Raw genomic sequence first — 19310 nt, forward strand, 5'->3', positions numbered from 1 at the left:
AAAATCTCATTTGACACAACAAATTTTGTATTCTCATCTTTTTTGTTGAAACTCTTTGCGAGGATGGATATCTGATTATCATTCATTAGTGAATTATCATGCTGATTAGATTTGTACTGAGCTAAATGTAGATCGCAGTAACTTCATTAAGTGCAGCAGTGCTAATCATACATGAATGGAGAAACGTTTAAGGTGGGATATTTTAAGTGGGGAGAAGATCTAGATTATGTAAGTATCGCAACAGTACAACCGTGATCACATTTTTGCAATCTAAGTAAGTCTTAAGTAAATCTGAGATTATTTTGTCCGTCCATGTAATACCATCCTTTTCACAGCAGGCTCTTGATCTATTTGTCTTGATCATTATTGTATGCTGCTTGATTCTAACACATAACGTGAAAATATAAGTGCTGCAATTCTTTGCTTTAGAGTCAAGCTATCTGATTCTATATTGCCGTATCTCGCTCAATTCGGTAAATCACTGAGGACCTCTTCTACAGATATCATGCACCTAAAAAAACCAAATTTTCTCAGTATACAGTTTAAATAATTAGTTAAACAACCCAGACAATGAAAAACGTTACTATGATCGGAGTGTTTGTTCTTTTGAATATTGTCTAAGCCAATAGCACCAATGATAGCGTACTAATAATTAGCCTTAAGTAAACCTATTTTTAAGATGAACCATGCCGTGAGTATACCAAGCTAGAGGAATTATGACGATAAAAAATGCTTCTTTGATTTTCGCCAGAAGCTAAGTGCTATATTCACTCCTGAATAGGGTTGCCGACTTTCCCACTTAATTAAAGGCAGCGGTATTCATTTTTTAGTAGGGTTTCTTTGTGGTTCTGCTGGGTAATTCTGCTTATATGGCTCTTATATGGCTAAAGCCTATAAGCTAAAGACAAAGTTAATTATTTTTTCCTCTATCAAATTATGTAGGATAAACATCTTTGCCGAAGTGTGTTACGTGGGATAATCGACTTGCTGTAAGTATTTAGAGACTAGACTCCACTATAAAATCTATAATTAAGCGATTACTTCAAAAAAATAGACACACATTCTGATTAAAAAAAAGATTTTGCAAAGAAAGGAAGTGGGGGCACTGACGTGTGTTGAAAAGAGATCCCTTGATCTTTGTATATGGGGAAGTAATGTGAAGTAAATTTTCTACGGAAAAAATAGATAGACTTTGACGAAATATATTTAAACTTAAATTTTCAAAGATCTGTAAAAATAAATATCCCTAAACCTCGCATCACCATTAAAACCGGATTATGACTATACAACACTTGATAAAAGAAATTTTTACTTTATTACTTTTTTCCCTTGAATTTTTATTACTCGCCCCTATATGGTCTAGTGATTGTTGCTCACTTATCGATGAGCTTTTAACTTAATTTCTAATGGAGAGGGTTAGAGTATGAAAATACGTCCATTACACGACCGGATTGTCGTCGATCGTCTTGATGAAGAAGACACTTCAAAAGGTGGCATTGTTATCCCGAGCACTGCGAAAGAGAAACCTTCTCGAGGCAAAGTAGTTGCCGTTGGGACAGGTAAGCAATTAGATAATGGCCAGTTGCGTTCTTTGGAAGTCAAAGTAGGCGACCAAGTACTTTTTGGTAAATACGCTGGCACCGAAGTGAAGGTGGGTGACAATGAATATGTCGTCATGAGAGAAGATGACATCATGGGTCTAATTGAAGAATAACCGACATGAGATTTAGAAGAATAATCGACATAAGCAAAGAGAGGTATTGAAAATGGCTTCAAAAGTTTTGAAATTTTCTCACGATGCATTGCATGCGATGAGCCATGGTGTGGATGTTTTAGCTAATGCAGTTAAAGTAACTTTAGGTCCTAAAGGACGTAACGTTGTTTTAGATAAGTCATTTGGTGCCCCAGCGATCACTAAGGATGGTGTGAGTGTGGCTAAAGAAATTGAGCTAGAAGATAAATTCGAAAACATGGGTGCGCAAATGGTGAAAGAGGTAGCGTCGCGTACGTCGGATGACGCTGGAGATGGCACTACCACCGCGACCTGCTTGGCACAGGCGATCTTACGCGAAGGCATCAAGGCGGTTATTGCTGGTATGAATCCTATGGATTTGAAACGCGGTATTGATAAAGCAGTCGCCGTGGCGGTTGCTGAATTAAAAAAGCTTTCTGAACCCTGTCAAGATGATAAATCTATTGCGCAAGTCGGAACTATTTCAGCTAACTCGGATGAATCTATTGGTAGTATTATTGCTGAAGCGATGGCGAAAGTGGGTAAAGAAGGCGTTATTACGGTAGAAGATGGTTCAGGACTTGAGAATATACTGGAAGTGGTTGAAGGTATGCAATTCGATCGTGGTTACTTGTCACCATACTTTATGAACAATCAGCAAAATATGAGTACTGAACTCGATAATCCTTTTGTCTTGTTAGTTGATAAAAAAGTTTCTAACATCCGTGAGTTAATTTCATTGTTAGAATCTGTTGCGAAATCAGGTAAACCTTTGTTGGTTATTGCCGAAGACATTGAGGGCGAAGCGTTGGCTACATTAGTAGTTAACAACATTCGTGGTGTTGTCAAAGTGGCTGCCGTAAAGGCGCCTGGTTTTGGGGATCGTCGTAAAGCGATGTTACAAGATATCGCTATCTTGACAGGTGGAAAAGTAATTTCGGAAGAAGTAGGTTTGTCGCTGGAGTCGGCTACTTTAGAAGATTTAGGTTCTGCCAAACGAGTAGTTGTTACAAAAGATACTACCATCATTATTGATGGTGCTGGTGATTCGAGTGATATTAAGGATCGTATTTGGCAAATTCGCAAAGAGATCGAGATAACCACCTCTGACTATGACAAAGAAAAATTGCAAGAACGTTTGGCTAAGTTATCTGGTGGAGTAGCTGTGATTAAAGTCGGCGCAGCGACTGAGATCGAAATGAAAGAGAAAAAAGCACGTGTGGAAGACGCATTGCATGCTACGCGTGCCGCTGTCGAAGAGGGTGTAGTGCCTGGTGGTGGTGTGGCCTTAATCCGGGTGATGAAAGCGCTTGAGAAGTTAAGCGTGGACAATGAAGATCAAAAGGTCGGTGTTGATATTGCTCGTCGTGCGATGGCCTCTCCGCTTTCACAAATTGTGCAGAACGCGGGTGAACAGGCTGCTGTGGTGGTTGATCGCGTGTTAAGTCATAAAGATACCAATTATGGTTACAATGCAGCAACTGGTGAATATGCTGACATGATTCAAATGGGTATCCTTGACCCAACCAAAGTGACTCGCACCGCGTTGCAAAACGCAGCTTCTATTGCTAGCCTTATGATTACTACCGAATGTATGATAACTGAAGCTCCTAAAAAGAAAGAAGAGTCGATGCCTGCTGGTAGTGACATGGGAGGTATGGGAGGTATGGGCGGCGGAATGATGTAATTAGTTTTATTTTGATAAGTCTCCCAACGAAAACCCTGCCTAAAGCAGGGTTTTTTAAATGTTGTGAATATTTAAAATCTTTTAGTACAGTACAGATGATTATTCAAGTATATGAAACAGCAGTGAAAAGATCGTAGGAAGCAAGAAAAAAAGAAAGACTGTTGTGGCAAAGATAAAATATTATACTTATGGTTTCTGTTTGCATGGACATTTTATTTGAAACAGGTAAGTCAGAGAGAAGAGATGGGACTGGAAGTTTTTTCAAGCTCAAAATTAAGTCATTTCGGTTCATATAGTGTTAGTTGCTTTAATGTTGACTATTGCTTTTTGAAGCAACGTTAGACTGAATTTTAGAATACTGTTTTAGTTGTCCGGGTTGGTATAAGATAACCCATCACATATAATTTATGCAATATGATGCTTCGACGTACATCTCTTTATAAAGAACACATTAAAGCAAAGGCTCGGTTTGTCAATTTTGCCAACTGGGAAATGCCTTTGCATTACGGATCACAGATTACAGAACACCACCAAGTACGTCGGTACGTTGGAATTTTTGACGTTTCCCATATGGGAGTAATTGATATTGAAGGTGAAGATGCTTTTACGTTTTTGCGTTATTTGTTAGCAAACGATATCGCAAAATTGAAAGGCTACGCTTGCGCTTTATACACATGTATGCTAAATGATAATGGTGGTATTATCGATGATTTGATCGTTTACTATATTGCTCCTCATCATTATCGATTGGTTCTTAATGCTGGAGTGTGCCATAAAGATTTTACTTGGATAAAAAAACAAAGCCGATCCTTCAAGGTGATTGTCAATGAATGTTCTCAAATATGCATTTTAGCAGTACAAGGCCCAGCCATTTTTTCTTTAATTAGAGCTATCTTTAACCAAACAACCGTTGCTGCATTAGTTGCACTTAAACCTTTTCAGTTTATTTTGTCGGATAACCTATTAATTGCCCGTACGGGTTATACAGGAGAAAATGGAATCGAAATTTTCGTGTCAGATGAGGAAATAGGACGGGCTCTTTGGCAGAAATTTATTTATCATGGTGCTAAGCCCTGTGGATTAGGGGCGCGGGATACATTACGCTTAGAGGCTGGTTTTAATTTGTATGGAATCGATATGGATGAAACTACTTCTCCTTTTATCTCAAATTTAGCGTGGACGGTATCGCTAGATGATCCTGTTCGTCATTTTATCGGTCGTGCTGCATTAAAAAAGCAATTAAATGAGGGCATTAAAGAACAATTGGTGGGGTTGATTATGGAGGAGCCAGGTATGCTACGCAATCAACAAAAAGTTTGGTTAGCAAATAACAAATACGGTAAGGTTACCAGTGGAGGATTTTCGCCGACGTTAGGTCACGCCGTTGCATTGGCTCGACTGCCTATTAAAATTGAAAGTACTCCTTATATTGAGCGGCGAGGTAAGTATATTCCTATTAAAATAGTTAAGCCGCCTTTTGTTCGATAGAGGTAAAAAAATTAATTTAATATCATACCTAGCTAGCTTCATCATCAATTAATCCATAAAATAGATGGACTTAAATAAGCTGATTTAAGATAAGGATAAAAAATGGCAAAGTTTCCTGTTGAACTACGTTATACCAGGCGTCATGAGTGGATAAAGAGAAAACGTGAGGATATTTTTAGAATAGGTATAACCGATCATGCGCAAGAACAGTTGGGTGATTTGGTTTTTGTCGAATTGCCGGAGATATATACGCATGTTAGTAGTGGGGACGAAGTAGGGGTGGTGGAATCGGTAAAAACAGCAGCAGATGTCTATTCGCCTTTAACCGGTGAGATTGTTGAGGTAAACAAAAAAGTATTACAAGATCCCGCTTTAATTAATCACGATCCTTATGGGGATGGTTGGCTATATTGTGTAAAAATCGAGGATGAATCAGAATTAGATCATTTACTGAGTGCTAATGATTACGAAGCTAAAATTAGAGAAGAATGATGGCTTATATTCCTCATACGCCCGATGATATTCATAAAATGTTAGTCACTATTGGTGCAGATAGTATTGAACAGTTATTTGATGAAATTCCGGTAGTATTACCTAAGGCTATCATTAATCAGGTTCCACCGAGATTAAATGAAGCAGGGATTACTCGATTGATGGAACAACGAGAACCAAAAAAATGGCTATCTTTTATTGGCGCCGGTGCCTATGAACACCATATCCCCGCTGCCGTTTGGGAAATTGCAACACGTGGAGAATTTTATACCGCATATACACCATATCAAGCTGAAGCTAGTCAAGGTACTTTGCAATTAATTTATGAATATCAAACGATGATGTGTGATTTGATGGAGATGGACGTTTCAAACGCTTCTTTATACGATGGTGCCAGTGCCTTGGCGGAAGGAGCATTAATGGCAGTTCGTCTCAAGCGAGGGAAGGAAAGACGAATTTTGGTGCCTACTAGTGTTAATCCTTCATATCGGCAAGTCTTAAACTCTATTGTTAAACAACAGAAAATTTCAGTTGATACGGTGTCCTTTGATATATTGAGAGGTATTGTAGATCCACAAACTTTAGAAAGAATAGAAACAAAAGGAGTGGCAGCACTTATTATTTCTCAACCTAATTTCTTTGGTTGTCTGGAAGCAGTGGATATGCTCACTGATTGGGCACATGCCCATAATATTTTAATAATTGCAAGTGTAAATCCAACAGCAATGGTTTTAATAAAACCACCAGGACAATGGGGGGGGGAAGGGGTAGATATCGTATGTGGAGAAGGACAATCTCTGGGTATTCCTTTAGCTTCAGGTGGTCCTTATTTTGGTTTCATGTGTTGTAGAAAAGAATATGTGCGTCAATTGCCTGGCAGAGTAATTGGCAGGACAACTGATTCCAAAGGACGGGAAGGATTTACATTAACTCTACAAGCACGCGAACAACATATTCGCCGATCAAAAGCAACTTCAAATATTTGTACTAATCAAGGATTAGCGGTGACAGCGTCGACAATTTATTTAAGCTTATTAGGTGCAAAGGGTTTACATGAGGTGGCTTTATCTGCTCATACTAAGGCACGCTATTTATTGAGCCGTTTGTCCGCATTAAAAGGGATTACACCCGTTTTTTCAAGTCCGATTTTTCATGAATTTGGAGTTCGCTTAGATAAACCAGTGGAAACAATTATTACAAAGATGGCAGAGCAAGGTATTCAGGCAGGATATGCTTTAAGGAATGATTATGCTGAATTAAGTGATTGTCTTTTAATTTGTGTGACAGAAACGAAAACTGATGAGGATTTAATTCATTATGAACAAGTGCTCAAAGATATCATCATTTCTACGGAAGAGGAAATGCAACGATTAAAATGATTTTTACTGGTGTTTAGAAGTAACGATGCAGGTATATAGAATGTTAATTTTTGAAAAATCACAGAAAGGAAGACGAACGATAGCACATGCGATTGCTAATATAATTCATGCTAACGATATTCCTGATAATTTATTACGACGTACTTTGCCTAATCTTCCCGAATTATCTGAATTAGAAGTGGTTCGGCACTTTACACAGCTATCTACTAGAAATTTTTCAATTGATACGCATTTTTATCCATTGGGCTCCTGCACAATGAAATACAATCCACGTGCTGCTAATCGCTTAGCTTCGCTGCCTGGTTATTTATATCGCCATCCCTTATCTCCCACAAGATATAGCCAATCATTGCTGAAATGTCTTTATGAATTACAAATAATGCTAGCTGATATCATTGGTATCGAAAGAATTTCATTAGCTTCAATGGCGGGCGCACAAGGAGAATTTGCCGGTGTTGCTATGATAAAAGCGTATCATGAAAGTCGTAATGATTATAATCGCATAGAAATGCTTGTACCTGAAGCCGCACACGGTACTAATCCTGCTTCAGCAGCGATGTGCGGTTTTACTGTTAAAGAAATCGTAACGACAAAAGAAGGCGATATTTGTCTCGACAAATTACGAAAAATGGTTAGTCTAAAAACAGCCGGTATCATGCTTACTAATCCTTCTACATTGGGTGTGTTTGAAAGGGAAATTTTAGAGGTTGCAAAAATTATTCATGATGTCGGTGGTTTACTCTATTACGACGGAGCAAATTTAAATGCAATTTTAGGAAAATATCGCCCGGGAGATATGGGCTTTGATGTCATGCATTTAAATTTACATAAAACATTTGCCACACCTCATGGTGGTGGAGGTCCTGGCGCTGGCCCTATAGCTGCTAATCAAAAACTCGCTCCGTTTTTGCCGATACCTATGATAGAGAAAAGTGAAGATGGTTATTTCTGGTTAACAGAAAAAGAATGTCCACAAACCATTGGCAAGTTATCTGCCTTTATGGGAAATACCGGTGTGTTATTGCGCGCTTATATTTATATGCGTTTATTAGGTAAAGAAGGTTTAGCACGGGTGGCTGAGTTTGCGACATTGAATGCTAATTACTTAATGAAGCGGTTAGAACAATTGGGATTTACGCTCGCTTTTCCTCGTAGGCGTGCTTCTCATGAATTTATTATCACTTTAAAACCGCTCACACGTGTTTATGGTATAAGTGCGTATGATGTCGCAAAACGTTTGCTGGATTATGGTTTTCATGCTCCCACGATTTATTTCCCTTCATTAGTTCCCGAATGTTTGTTAATTGAACCTACAGAAACTGAAAGCAAACAAACATTGGATTGTTTTATTGAAGCCATGCAAAAAATACTGGTAGAAATTAAAATTCATCCAGATCTTCTACGAAATGCTCCCCATCGTCAATCCATTAGTCGACTTAACGAAGTCAAAACTGCTCGCGATTTGGACCTTCGATGGCACTCCATCAACTCAAAAGCGGATAAAATGGATAATTACATCAAGGAAAACAGTTTTTAGATTTTAGCAAATCTAGATTTTGTCAGAAAATGTTTAATATATTACGTGTGAAAGAATTGATTACAACAAATCTCATTTTCTTTTTTTCCCACGCAAGAGACACTGAAAGTTTTCTTAATTAGGCACGATATTAGAAATGAGATATTATAACAGGCTTATTTAGCTCTAGTAAATTCCAAACGATGTGCTGACTCAATTTAATTAGTAATCTAACCCATAAATTAACGCGTTTTAGAGATAGCGTTATATGAGAGAAGATTTGCTAAAAGATTATAGGACAGGGGAATTTTTTTAGAGATACTTTTAAAGCTTCTTTAGGATTTAAATTTTTTCAGTAGTATTTTTTATAATGAAAAAATAAAATCAGTTTCCTATAGTGTATATAATGATTAGGTTTCCAATTTTATATAATAAATTTTATATACGATATCCATAAAAAAAGGATATTTTTCTTTACTTTTATTATTTAAATTGTAATGAACCCACCGTTGCTGAAATTATGGAAATCGATGGAAATCTTTTGAAAAACTATCTTAGCTTAACAAGCGTTAGGCTCTAGAAGTTATTGTTTAGTGTGTAGTACAATCCGGTTAGCACAGGATGTTAACTCTATGTTTCCTATATTCCTATTGATTTCAAGGTTTTTGTAGATTTGATAAATCAAGAGTGACACTACTCCTATATGTTTGGAAAAATACTTCCTAAATTATCAGATATCGTCTCTTTTTGCTTAATTGGTATAAACAGGTTTCTATTTGCTTAATTGGTATAAACAGGTTTCTATTTTTTCGATGATTTTGTGCGATTTCACAATAGCTATTAGATTAGACATTCAAAATATTTTCAAGGCCATATATCAGCTGATGCAATTCCATAACTTTTTGACAAGCTAAGAATACCCCTGGGATAACGCAGCTGCGATCTGTGCCATCGTGTCGGATAGTAAGCGTTTCACCATCGCCACCGAAAATAACTAGTTGATGAGAAAATAAGCCAGGAAGGCGAACCGAGTGAATAGTAATATCATGTTTAATGTCGCTGCACATATGATCTTCGTGTGCTTTTTTATTACTTTTTGATAGGCGTGATTGTTGCATCATTTGAGCGGTTTTGATGGCTGTGCCCGAAGGAGCATCGATTTTTTGGGAATGATGCATTTCGATAATTTCTGCGTCTGCAAAATAGCGAGCAGCGTCTTTTGCGTATTTCATCATTAATACAGCGCCAAAAGAAAAATTAGGTGCAACGATCCCTCCTAATTTTTTAATACGAGATTGTTTATTTAAAGTTGCAATTTGTTTTAAAGTCAATCCAGTTGTACCTATCACAGGTCTCGCCCCAGACTGAATGATAATTTCAGTATTTTTAAATACGGCTTGTGCTGTTGTGAAATCAACCACTACATCGGCATTGGTAGATTGAATACTTCTAGATAGATTATCCCCACGACCGATTCCTGCAACTAAAGTAAAATCTGATCGAGTAGCTATGCTTTTTTCGAGCACACGGCCCATTTTTCCATTGATACCATTAATAATAACTCTAATACCCATAACTTAGACCATGTCCAACTACACTCTCTATCTTTACTTCGATAGAGCATATCATTAAGTCAGCATATATGAAACATGAAAAACCCAAACCTCCCTCTTTACTATATGAAGAGAGGATCCAGCGGAAGAAAGTATAATCGATCCCGGTCTTGATTTCATCGCCTTCCTGTTAGGTCAGAAAAAAAGCATAATTACAGAACCGACAGATTAACTAGCTGTGTTACTCACAGGCAACAACATCTGACAAACTAAGAACCTATTTTGATTTTAAGATTCAAAATTTTCTTCAACGAAATGCCAGTTAATTACTTGCCAAAAATTATTGACGTATTTTTGTCGATTATTACGAGTATCAATGTAATAAGCATGTTCCCAAACATCACACGTCAACAGAGGTTTTTTATCGTCCGTCATCGGATTGCCTGCATTAGCGGTACTCAACACTTCTAATTTACCAGCTTTATTTTTGACCAACCAGATCCAACCAGAAGCGAAATGTTTATTGGCCATATCGGTAAACAGTTCTTTAAATTTGTCCATAGAGCTAAAATCTTCCCTAATAGCTGAAGCTAGCTTATTAGAAAGATTTCTACTAGCATTTGAGCTCATACATTGCCAATAAAATGTGTGATTCCAGCTTTGAGCAGCGTTATTGAAGATGCTCCCTTCAGATCCTCGAATAATCTCTTCCAAAGATTGCTTTTCAAGAAGAGTTCCCTTAATCAGTTTATTGAGATTATCCACATAAGCTCGATGGTGTTTATTATGATGATATTCTAAAGTTTCCTTAGAAATGTAGGGATCCAAAGCATCTTTGGCATAGGGCAAATCGGGTAGCTTAAAAGACATTCTATATTCTCCTCATTGATTTTTACGATCTGTTCTCAAAAAGACCAGGAAAAGTCGTAGCTGGGATTCACTTTCCCGTTGACCGCGACTGGACTTTACCTAACATTTTGACTTTCGAACGATACACTATTACAGTTTCAATTTCTAGTTAGTTGACAAACAGATGATAAGGAACTAGATTAGCTGCTTTAAAATTGTAGTAGAGGTTATGTGTATGACAGTTTTAGTTGGTTCTAAAGCCCCTGATTTTACGGCGCCAGCGGTTTTGGCTAACGGACGAATCGTAGAGAACTTTAATTTATCACAAGCAATTCAGAACAAGTATGGATTGATCTTCTTTTATCCACTTGATTTTACCTTTGTATGTCCATCAGAGTTGATTGCTTTGGATCATGCGATTCATGAATTTCAAGAACGCGGTGTTGAGGTTATTGGTGTTTCAATTGATTCGCAGTTTACACACAATGCATGGCGTAATACTCCTATTGGAAAAGGAGGTATTGGTCCTGTTCGCTATGCTTTAGTGGCAGATATAACACATAATATTTGTCGAAGTTATAGCGTTGAATGTGTAGATGCGGGAGTGGCCTTGCGCGGTACCTTTTTAGTAGACAAAGAGAGCATAGTTCGATCACAAATTATGAACGATTTGCATCTTGGACGCAGTATTCCTGAAATTTTACGCTTGGTTGATGCGTTACAATTTACTGAGCAGAACAGTGGTGAAGTTTGTCCCGCTAATTGGAAAAAAGGAGATATCGGTATGCGGGCTTCTCCTGATGGTGTTGCCAAATACTTAGCGGAAAACGCGCATAACCTGTAAAATAGCTTCTTTACCCTCTTAAGCCTGGACGGGTATTCTGTTTAAAAATGGGTGGTGGTTCTGTTTTTTATACTGCAAATTTATACTGCAAACTTTAGAGCGTATTAATTGATGATCTAGTGAAGCAGGCTCATGTGTATGCAGAAACTGTTTTGATTGATTTGAGGCACGCTGTACTAAAAATAGCAAATAGCTCGCCTACTCCTGTGATTACAAGAGGTAGAACAGAACTGAAAAATAAGGGTGAATGCAACACTTAAAAGAGCAAAAAGAAATTTTGGAGATAACAAGATTAAAGGGTTTCTTCCAAATAAAAAAGCTACTTAAACAAAATCGATAACAAGAATGTCTCTTCCCTTCTAATTGAAGGGGAAGAATGGAGGGTAGTACGGGGCTTTAATTAGGTTTAATTAAGTCGACTAATCTGGTTGTGGATATAGCAAAATAGCTCAGCAGTCTGTTTAGCATCATAGATAGCTGAATGAGCTTCCATTTTATCAAATGGAATGTTTGCTTTCTGTAAAGCTTGTGCGAGTATCGTTTTCCCAAAAACCATGGCTGCTAGTGTCGCTGTATCAAAACAAGTGAAAGCGTGGAAAGGTGATTTTTTAATTTTACACCGTTTCATAGTAGTTTGAATAAATGTTAAATCGAAATGCGCGTTATGGCCTACAAGTACAGCACGTCGGCATCCATTTTTTTCTATCGCTTTTTCAACGAAAATAAATAAATCATTAAGTGCCTTCTTTTCTTTAACTGCAAAACGGAAAGGATGGTAAGGATCAATTCTCGTGATTTCTAATGAAGCAGGATCTAAATAAGCACCTTCAAAGGGCAATACATGACAAGCAAATAATTTACCTGGGTGTAACTGACCGTCTTTATCATATTCGACTAAAACAGCCGCGATTTCTAAAATAGGACTTTTAAGAGGTTCAAGTCCTCCAGTTTCAAGATCGACTACAATTGGTAAATAACCACTGAATCTTTTTTTGAGAGAGGATATTTTAGAGTTATGATTTTTAGTCATAACGTTTTATTTGCCATTGCAGCGTTTCACCTGCCATAAGTGGTACCAGAGTATCCTCATTAAAGGAAAGAGATGAAGGTATTTGCCATGGTTGTTTTATCAACGTGATTTTAACGGTATTAAGTGGTAATCTATAAAATTGCGCACCGAAACGGCTGGCAAAATCTTCTAATCGGTGGAGTGCGTTTTCGTGTTCAAAAATTTCAGTATAAATTTCGATGGCGGATTTTGCGCTGTAAATACCAGCACTACCACAAGTAGCTTCTTTTTTCACCCTAGCATGAGGAGCACTATCAGTGCCTAAAAAGAATTTAGAATTACCACTTGTAGCTGCTCGAATTAAGGCTGCCTGATCTTTATGTGTTTTTAAAATGGGTAGGCAATAATAGTGAGGATGAAGACCGCGGATTAAAAGATCATTGCGCGTAAATAATAGATGATGAGGTGTTATCGTAGCAGCGAGTGTTTTGGGCATTTCAGTGACAAAATCCACTGCCATTTTTGTAGAAATGTGTTCGAAGACAATACGAAGCCCAGGAAATTTTTTTACTAATGGGAAAAGTTCACGTTCAATAAACACAGCTTCACGATCAAAAATATCTACGTTGGGATCAACTACTTCCCCATGAATTAAAAGTGGTAAGTCAGTGGCTTGCATTGTTTCAAATAGGTGATAAACAGCTTGTAAATTTTTTATACCTATTTGGGAATATGTTGTGACATCTGCAGGATAAAGCTTACATGCTACAATGATTGGTGATTCTTTTATTGCTTGAATTTCCTTAAGAGACAAGGTCTCTGTAATACAGAGAGTCATTAACGGTTGAAAGGTTGCAGTGTGAGGGAGATGCGCTTTAATTCGATAGTAATACGCTTGTGCTTGAGCAATAGTAGTGATAGGTGGCGATAAATTAGGCATGATAACGGCTCGACTAAACTGAGCAGCGATGTCGGGTACTGTACGTTTCAGATAAGATTGATCACGTAAATGACAATGCCAATCATCAGGTTTGATCAAAGAGATTTCATGCATAAAAATAACTAATTGTTTAAACCTAGAGCATTTATTCTAGCAAAACTTAGTAAGATCGTGTATAGTATAAAATGTGAGTTTTTGTGAATTGTAAAAGTCATCGAACTAGTAAGAAAGCTGATAGGATCCTCACGCAAAGGATTTCTGTTGCGCTGTTGCCTATTTTGTAGGGCAGTGTTCTTTGTTATTTCATTTCCAATTACGTATCTGCGAAAAACGTCGAGTTATTGAATATATACAATACCAGGATATTCATAATTAGGGATTTAATTCAACGTTTAATAACGATTAGTCAATCTAGTATATGATGAGATGAAATATTATTTCTAATTTGCTCTTACCAGCAGAGCTATTATGACTTCAATCTTAATGTCCCCTTTGCTTTATTTATTGGTATAGACATCGGCCGTGGTTACACAGTTGGAAAATTCATGCAATTGTTATTTTTAACGTTCCAGAAAATAAGCGATGAATTTATTTATTAAGGAATTGTGGGCGTTTTAATTTTTTCCTCAGTAATCAGCTTACAGTGTGTACTATTATCATCGTTTAGAATGGACAGATTAGAATGGTAATCAAAATTTGATAGAAGATAGTTCATCATTGATTTATTTACATGTTAAAATAATGTCTATTGTAGAGGATCTGCGGGCCCATAGCTCAGTTGGTCAGAGCAATCGACTCATAATCGACAGGTCCCAGGTTCAAGTCCTGGTGGGCCCATTTTCTCTATAGTTCAACTGGAGTATGTTAAATTGCACTAGTTTTAATTAAGTCATTACCTAAAGCGTAATGTCACCTGTACCTATGAAGAACAAAAATTTAAAACTTATTACCTCGTCAACATAGTAATCTAAGAGGAAGTATAACTAATACTAGTTTAAATTGCTACTACTCTCAAATTGAGGCTTGGGAGGTAAGGCATGGGATGCTGATAATCAATAAAATATAAACATCTTAATACAAATAATACGAGTAGGAGAGAAATTACATCAGGAATAATTGATTGATTTATTTCAATTTAATTTTGGAAACTCTGGATACGAAAAATATTAAACGTATCATTTAAGTTTAAAGAAATGGTAATTTGATTCGTCTAAAGTTTTAGTCTTTGATGGTGGTATTTTGAATTACTTTTTAGAGTATCAATAAAGGAAAAATCGAAATGATTAGTACCTATTAACATTAAGCTTAATCTGATAAATGATTTACACCTCACAATCACTATTAGATGATGTTAATTTGGTTAATTTGCGGAAATTTTTCTTCAATTCTGCAACAAATTAAATAAAGTACTTTCGATTTTTCCATCGAGGGCAAGCTTATGATCGTAATAATGAATTACCATGTTAACACCTTTAACCAACCAAGAATAAATTCCCCATCGACGACATGATGTATTAATGAAGCAATTGTGCACGTTGAACAAGTAGAGTGTTGTATAAGTAAAAACACCCTAGAGAACACCATCGATACTGTATACAAAAAGAAGACGTACTTGAAATTATCGCATATTGCCCAGATTTAAGGAATAACAAAGAAGTAGTTTTGGCTCATAGTTAAGCATATTATTTAATCAAGCGAGAAAAAGGACTATGCGAATAGATAAATTCACTACCATGTTTCAGATGGCATTAGCAGATGCACAATCTTTGGCTGTTGGACACGATCATCAGTATGTAGAATCACTCCACCTTATGAAGGTTCTTCTGGAACAAAAAAATGGAACCATAGGACATTTGCTACAGCAGTCTGGCGTTAATTTGCTGACCCTTACTGATGATATCGATAAAGCTATCGATAATTACCCTCAAGTCCAAGATACCGAAGGTGAAATTCATCTATCCCATGAATTGAGGAAAATACTAACGCTAATGGATAAATTAGCTCAAAAAAATAAAGATCGATATATTTCATCCGAATTATTTATCCCAGCAGCTTTAGAAGCAAAAGGTCGATTGAGAGAAATTTTAATAAAAGCAAATGCGGATGCTGCAGTAATCGAGAAAAATATTAGAAACTTACGCGGTGGAGAAAGAGTAACTGATCAGAGTGTTGAATCTCAGCGAAAAGCGTTAGAAAAATATACGATTGATCTTACTGCAAAAGCGGCAGTGGGGAAGCTCGACCCAGTGGTTGGGCGAGATGAAGAGATCCGTCGTACCATTCAAGTCTTACAACGACGCACAAAAAATAATCCAGTGCTCATTGGAGAACCTGGTGTTGGTAAAACCGCGATTGTGGAGGGGCTTGCTCAGCGCATTGTTAACGGAGAAGTACCAGAGGGGCTAAAGAACAAGCGATTGTTAGTATTAGATATGGGTTCCTTAATTGCAGGTGCCAAATTTCGAGGTGAATTTGAAGAACGCTTAAAAGCGGTATTAAAAGATTTATCCAAACATGAAGGACGGATTATTTTATTTATCGACGAATTGCATACTATGGTAGGTGCAGGAAAGGCAGAAGGTTCTATCGATGCTGGCAATATGTTAAAACCAGCTTTGGCTCGCGGCGAACTTCATTGTGTGGGAGCAACGACGTTAGATGAATATCGAAAATGTATCGAAAAGGATGCTGCTTTGGAGCGACGTTTTCAAAAAGTGTTAGTAGACGAACCTTCCGGAGAAGATACAATTGCTATTTTACGTGGATTAAAAGAACGCTATGAAGTGCATCACGGTGTTGAAATCACAGATCCTGCTATTATTGCGGCGGCAACATTATCACATCGATATATTACGGATCGTAATTTACCGGATAAGGCAATTGATTTAATTGATGAAGCGGCAAGTCAGATTCGTGTGGAAATGGATTCAAAGCCGGTTGAATTAGATCGGTTGGAACGGCGATTAATTCAATTAAAAATTGAGCGTGAAGCATTAAAAAAAGAGGCTGATGCTGCATCAAAAAAACGTTTAACGGATTTGGAAAAAGAAATTAAACATCTTGAAAAAGAATATTTTGATCTTGAAGAGGTATGGAAAAGTGAAAAAGCTTCGCTTGCTGATACTCAGCAAATTAAAGAAGAACTAGAGCAAGTACGCATTGAATTAGAAACGGCAGGCCGAGCAGGCGATTTAGGCCGTATGTCAGAATTACAATACGGCGTTATCCCAGATTTGGAAAAAAGATTAGCGATGGCTGCTGCAAAAGAAGATGAGCTTCGTGAGCATAAATTATTGCGAAACAGGGTGACTGAAGAAGAAGTTGCTGAGGTTGTATCTAAATGGACACGTATTCCCGTATCTAAAATGCTAGAAAGTGAACGTGATAAATTATTACATATGGAGCAAGAGCTACACAAACGTGTAGTTGGACAGGAAGAGGCAATAAGTGCAGTGTCGAATGCTATCCGTCGTTCACGTGCCGGGTTATCTGATCCTAATCGGCCTATTGGTTCCTTTTTATTTTTGGGTCCAACAGGAGTTGGTAAAACTGAGTTATGTAAAGCATTAGCTGCTTTTTTGTTTGATACGGAAGAAGCGATGATACGCATTGATATGTCTGAGTTTATGGAAAAGCACTCCGTTGCGCGATTAATCGGCGCACCACCTGGCTATGTAGGTTATGAAGAGGGTGGTTATTTAACGGAAGCAGTTCGGCGTCGCCCTTATTCTGTTATTTTACTGGATGAAGTTGAAAAAGCTCACAGTGATGTTTTTAACATTTTATTACAAGTATTGGATGACGGTCGATTAAGCGATGGACAAGGAAGAACAGTTGATTTTCGCAATATAGTTGCTGTAATGACTTCTAACTTGGGGTCGACATTAATCCAAGAAGTTGTGACGGAAAGTTACGATAATATGAAAAAGGCTGTAATGGAGGTAGTTGCACAACATTTTCGGCCGGAATTTATTAATCGTATTGACGAAGTAGTGGTTTTCCATACCTTAAAAGAGCAACAAATTCGCAATATTGCAGCTATTCAAATTGATTGCATTAAAACTCGTCTGAAAGAAAAAGATTATCGGCTCGCTATCATGGACGATGCACTCGATTATTTATCAAAATTGGGCTACGATCCTATTTATGGAGCACGGCCGTTAAAGCGGGTATTGCGACAACATTTAGAAAATTCATTATCACAAGCAATCTTGGAAGGAAAATTCTTACCAGGTATGACGATTAAGGTTGAAAAAAAGGACAAACAACTGGCTTTTATTAAAGCGTAAGTAATACGTGTAAGTAATACTTTTTGTATCTTATCATTCTCGCGAGTGCATTACACTGTAATGCTGGACTAAGTATCTGTTCCTATACAATAGAGTGGTGGCTGTTGTTATTTAAATCCAATATTTTATATAGAGCAATAAGCGGCCGATAATCCGTTGTCGACGTGGGCGCAAGGTTTCCCAACTATCTAAAGATATTTCCCGAGAATTTTTGAGATCTTCTAAAAATTGTCGTTCTAAGGTTTTTTTTGATTTTACAGAAGAAATGTTAATATCGGCCTCTAAATCATGAATCAGACTACGATGATTTAGATTACTGGAACCAATAAGCATCCAGTCATCGAGTATTAATGATTTAGCATGGAGCATACTTGGCAAATATTCGAAAATCCTCACTCCCGCTTTGAGTAGACTGTCATAGAAGGTAGACGATGCCCATGGCATCATCATCACATCCGATTTACGTGGTAGTAAAATACGAACATCTATGCCAGTGCAAGCGGCATCTTTTAGCCGTTTTAGTAAAAAATTATCTGGAATAAAATAAGCGTTGGTGATCCAAATACGAGATTTGCAATGTGCTATTTTGCGCAATAAATTCTTATAGAGGATACGTCGTCGGTGACGCGTGTAATTTAAACGAATTAATGGATCTTTTCTCACCTGTCGGAAAATTTCTCGAAGGCGCTCTTTGACTGTACGATGATACCAGGCCGATTCAAAGGCTTTGCTTAATTCTGGTAAATAAATACCTGATATTCGTACAGAAGTATCTCTCCACGCATCGCCGCTTTCGGCTTTTGATAAATGATGTTTACAAATATTAAGACTACCAATATAGACAATTTTTCGGTCGATGATGCAAACTTTGCGGTGATTGCGGAAATTAATTTTCAAGATTAAATAAATCCATTTTAATAAAAAGGGTAATTTAACGACAGAACGGCTCCAATTCCATAGCTGCCACGGAAAAGGATGAAATACTTTTGTTTTTGCGCCAGATTCTTCCAAAAAATACGCAAAATTAGCACTCCACAATGGGCTACCAGCACCGTCCACCATTACTCGAACTTTAACGCCACGTTTGGCAGCTTCTGCAAGCTGAAGGGCTACACGTTTACCCAAGGAATCGTTATGAAACATATAGGTTTCTAAATCAATTGAATATTTAGCATGAGCAATATCATCAATTAATGAAGTAAAGTGTTTTTGTCCATCGGTAAATATTGTTTCTTGATAGGTTATGGGTAAGCGACCTTGCATATAGCACCCTGCTCCTTACATCAATCAATGTATTCTTGATAAATCAGTAAGTTGTTAGTTATAACGAATTTTATTATTATGGATTCATGCAATTCTGGATTTGATTGTTCGAAGTGGGGATTAAGAACGACGCATTTGTGTCCTTCTTTTATGAAAAGATAAAGCAGAGATGAATAATAAATTTGGTGTTTGTGAAAAGTAAATAACGTGCCGCTCATGCGCTTAATCCAATCGCTGGAATGGAGAAAGTGTCTCAAGATTTTATCACT

At 37.3% G+C, this 19310-nt stretch carries 14 protein-coding genes and 1 tRNA gene; 9 read left to right on the forward strand and 6 right to left on the reverse strand.

Annotated features, from left to right (window positions below; all coding sequences use genetic code 11):
- Positions 1-1423: 1423 nt before the first annotated feature.
- From groES to gcvPB, 6 genes are all read left to right on the forward strand, one after another.
- On the forward strand, positions 1424-1714 hold the full coding sequence (gene groES, locus CEAn_RS00835; protein ID WP_211923958.1) for a co-chaperone GroES: 291 nt from the start codon (positions 1424-1426) through the stop codon (positions 1712-1714).
- A 52-nt stretch (positions 1715-1766) separates the two neighbouring features.
- Entirely contained in the window at positions 1767-3419 is a 1653-nt protein-coding gene (gene groL, locus CEAn_RS00840) for a chaperonin GroEL (RefSeq protein ID WP_211923959.1), read from the forward strand.
- A gap of 414 nt (positions 3420-3833) precedes the next feature.
- Complete coding sequence (gcvT, locus tag CEAn_RS00845) at positions 3834-4907, forward strand: glycine cleavage system aminomethyltransferase GcvT (protein ID WP_244670090.1); 1074 nt, start codon at positions 3834-3836, stop codon at positions 4905-4907.
- Positions 4908-5009: 102 nt separating this feature from the next.
- A complete protein-coding gene (gene gcvH, locus CEAn_RS00850; RefSeq protein ID WP_211923960.1) occupies positions 5010-5399 on the forward strand; it encodes a glycine cleavage system protein GcvH in 390 nt (129 codons plus the stop codon).
- Positions 5399-6778, forward strand: coding sequence for an aminomethyl-transferring glycine dehydrogenase subunit GcvPA (gene gcvPA / locus CEAn_RS00855; RefSeq protein ID WP_211923961.1), 1380 nt, complete (start codon positions 5399-5401; stop codon positions 6776-6778). Before gcvH ends, gcvPA begins: the two co-directional genes overlap by 1 nt.
- A 40-nt stretch (positions 6779-6818) precedes the next feature.
- Positions 6819-8315: an aminomethyl-transferring glycine dehydrogenase subunit GcvPB gene (gene gcvPB, locus CEAn_RS00860; protein ID WP_211923962.1), complete on the forward strand. Its 1497-nt coding sequence runs from the start codon at positions 6819-6821 to the stop codon at positions 8313-8315.
- An 824-nt stretch (positions 8316-9139) separates the two neighbouring features.
- Here the strand turns inward: gcvPB and dapB are convergent.
- Positions 9140-9868, reverse strand: coding sequence for a 4-hydroxy-tetrahydrodipicolinate reductase (gene dapB, locus CEAn_RS00865; protein WP_211923963.1), 729 nt, complete (start codon positions 9866-9868; stop codon positions 9140-9142).
- Positions 9869-10135: 267 nt separating this feature from the next.
- Entirely contained in the window at positions 10136-10717 is a 582-nt protein-coding gene (locus CEAn_RS00870) for a superoxide dismutase (protein ID WP_211923964.1), read from the reverse strand.
- 214 nt (positions 10718-10931) lie between these two features.
- Between CEAn_RS00870 and CEAn_RS00875 the strand changes: the two genes are divergently transcribed.
- Positions 10932-11540 carry a peroxiredoxin gene (locus CEAn_RS00875; RefSeq protein ID WP_211923965.1) on the forward strand — a complete coding sequence of 203 codons (609 nt, stop codon included), beginning with the start codon at positions 10932-10934 and terminating at the stop codon, positions 11538-11540.
- Positions 11541-11946: 406 nt separating this feature from the next.
- Here the strand turns inward: CEAn_RS00875 and rnt are convergent, their stop codons facing one another.
- Together rnt and pyrC are read right to left on the reverse strand one after the other, a co-directional pair.
- The gene (gene rnt, locus CEAn_RS00880) at positions 11947-12570 is read right to left on the reverse strand and encodes a ribonuclease T (protein ID WP_211923966.1); all 624 of its coding nucleotides are present in this window, start codon (positions 12568-12570) and stop codon (positions 11947-11949) included.
- Complete coding sequence (gene pyrC, locus CEAn_RS00885) at positions 12563-13603, reverse strand: dihydroorotase (protein WP_211923967.1); 1041 nt, start codon at positions 13601-13603, stop codon at positions 12563-12565. The genes rnt and pyrC overlap by 8 nt, the downstream gene beginning before the upstream one ends.
- A 649-nt stretch (positions 13604-14252) precedes the next feature.
- Here pyrC and CEAn_RS00890 point away from each other — a divergent pair.
- Positions 14253-14326: transfer RNA gene (locus CEAn_RS00890), tRNA-Ile, on the forward strand.
- Positions 14327-15198: 872 nt separating this feature from the next.
- A complete protein-coding gene (gene clpB / locus CEAn_RS00895) occupies positions 15199-17778 on the forward strand; it encodes an ATP-dependent chaperone ClpB (protein ID WP_211923968.1) in 2580 nt (859 codons plus the stop codon).
- Positions 17779-17889: 111 nt separating this feature from the next.
- Here clpB and CEAn_RS00900 read toward each other — a convergent pair whose 3' ends face one another.
- Both CEAn_RS00900 and CEAn_RS00905 read right to left on the reverse strand, forming a co-directional pair.
- Positions 17890-19041, reverse strand: a complete 1152-nt coding sequence (locus CEAn_RS00900) for a phospholipase D-like domain-containing protein (RefSeq protein ID WP_211923969.1) — start codon at positions 19039-19041, stop codon at positions 17890-17892.
- A gap of 20 nt (positions 19042-19061) precedes the next feature.
- Positions 19062-19259, reverse strand: coding sequence for a DUF3579 domain-containing protein (locus CEAn_RS00905; protein ID WP_244670125.1), 198 nt, complete (start codon positions 19257-19259; stop codon positions 19062-19064).
- Positions 19260-19310 lie beyond the last annotated feature (51 nt).

The sequence above is a fragment of the Coxiella endosymbiont of Amblyomma nuttalli genome (genome assembly GCF_018107685.1).
In the GTDB taxonomy this organism is placed as follows: domain Bacteria; phylum Pseudomonadota; class Gammaproteobacteria; order Coxiellales; family Coxiellaceae; genus Coxiella.

What these genes read in the sequence shown, in the direction of transcription:
- groES (WP_211923958.1), top strand. Translation starts at nt 1,424, where the DNA reads ATGAAAATACGTCCATTACACGACCGGATTGTCGTCGATCGTCTTGAT.
- groL (WP_211923959.1), top strand. Translation starts at nt 1,767, where the DNA reads ATGGCTTCAAAAGTTTTGAAATTTTCTCACGATGCATTGCATGCGATG.
- gcvT (WP_244670090.1), top strand. Translation starts at nt 3,834, where the DNA reads ATGATGCTTCGACGTACATCTCTTTATAAAGAACACATTAAAGCAAAG.
- gcvH (WP_211923960.1), top strand. Translation starts at nt 5,010, where the DNA reads ATGGCAAAGTTTCCTGTTGAACTACGTTATACCAGGCGTCATGAGTGG.
- gcvPA (WP_211923961.1), top strand. Translation starts at nt 5,399, where the DNA reads ATGGCTTATATTCCTCATACGCCCGATGATATTCATAAAATGTTAGTC.
- gcvPB (WP_211923962.1), top strand. Translation starts at nt 6,819, where the DNA reads ATGTTAATTTTTGAAAAATCACAGAAAGGAAGACGAACGATAGCACAT.
- dapB (WP_211923963.1), bottom strand. Translation starts at nt 9,868, where the DNA reads ATGGGTATTAGAGTTATTATTAATGGTATCAATGGAAAAATGGGCCGT.
- CEAn_RS00870 (WP_211923964.1), bottom strand. Translation starts at nt 10,717, where the DNA reads ATGTCTTTTAAGCTACCCGATTTGCCCTATGCCAAAGATGCTTTGGAT.
- CEAn_RS00875 (WP_211923965.1), top strand. Translation starts at nt 10,932, where the DNA reads ATGACAGTTTTAGTTGGTTCTAAAGCCCCTGATTTTACGGCGCCAGCG.
- rnt (WP_211923966.1), bottom strand. Translation starts at nt 12,570, where the DNA reads ATGACTAAAAATCATAACTCTAAAATATCCTCTCTCAAAAAAAGATTC.
- pyrC (WP_211923967.1), bottom strand. Translation starts at nt 13,603, where the DNA reads ATGCATGAAATCTCTTTGATCAAACCTGATGATTGGCATTGTCATTTA.
- clpB (WP_211923968.1), top strand. Translation starts at nt 15,199, where the DNA reads ATGCGAATAGATAAATTCACTACCATGTTTCAGATGGCATTAGCAGAT.
- CEAn_RS00900 (WP_211923969.1), bottom strand. Translation starts at nt 19,041, where the DNA reads ATGCAAGGTCGCTTACCCATAACCTATCAAGAAACAATATTTACCGAT.
- CEAn_RS00905 (WP_244670125.1), bottom strand. Translation starts at nt 19,259, where the DNA reads ATGAGCGGCACGTTATTTACTTTTCACAAACACCAAATTTATTATTCA.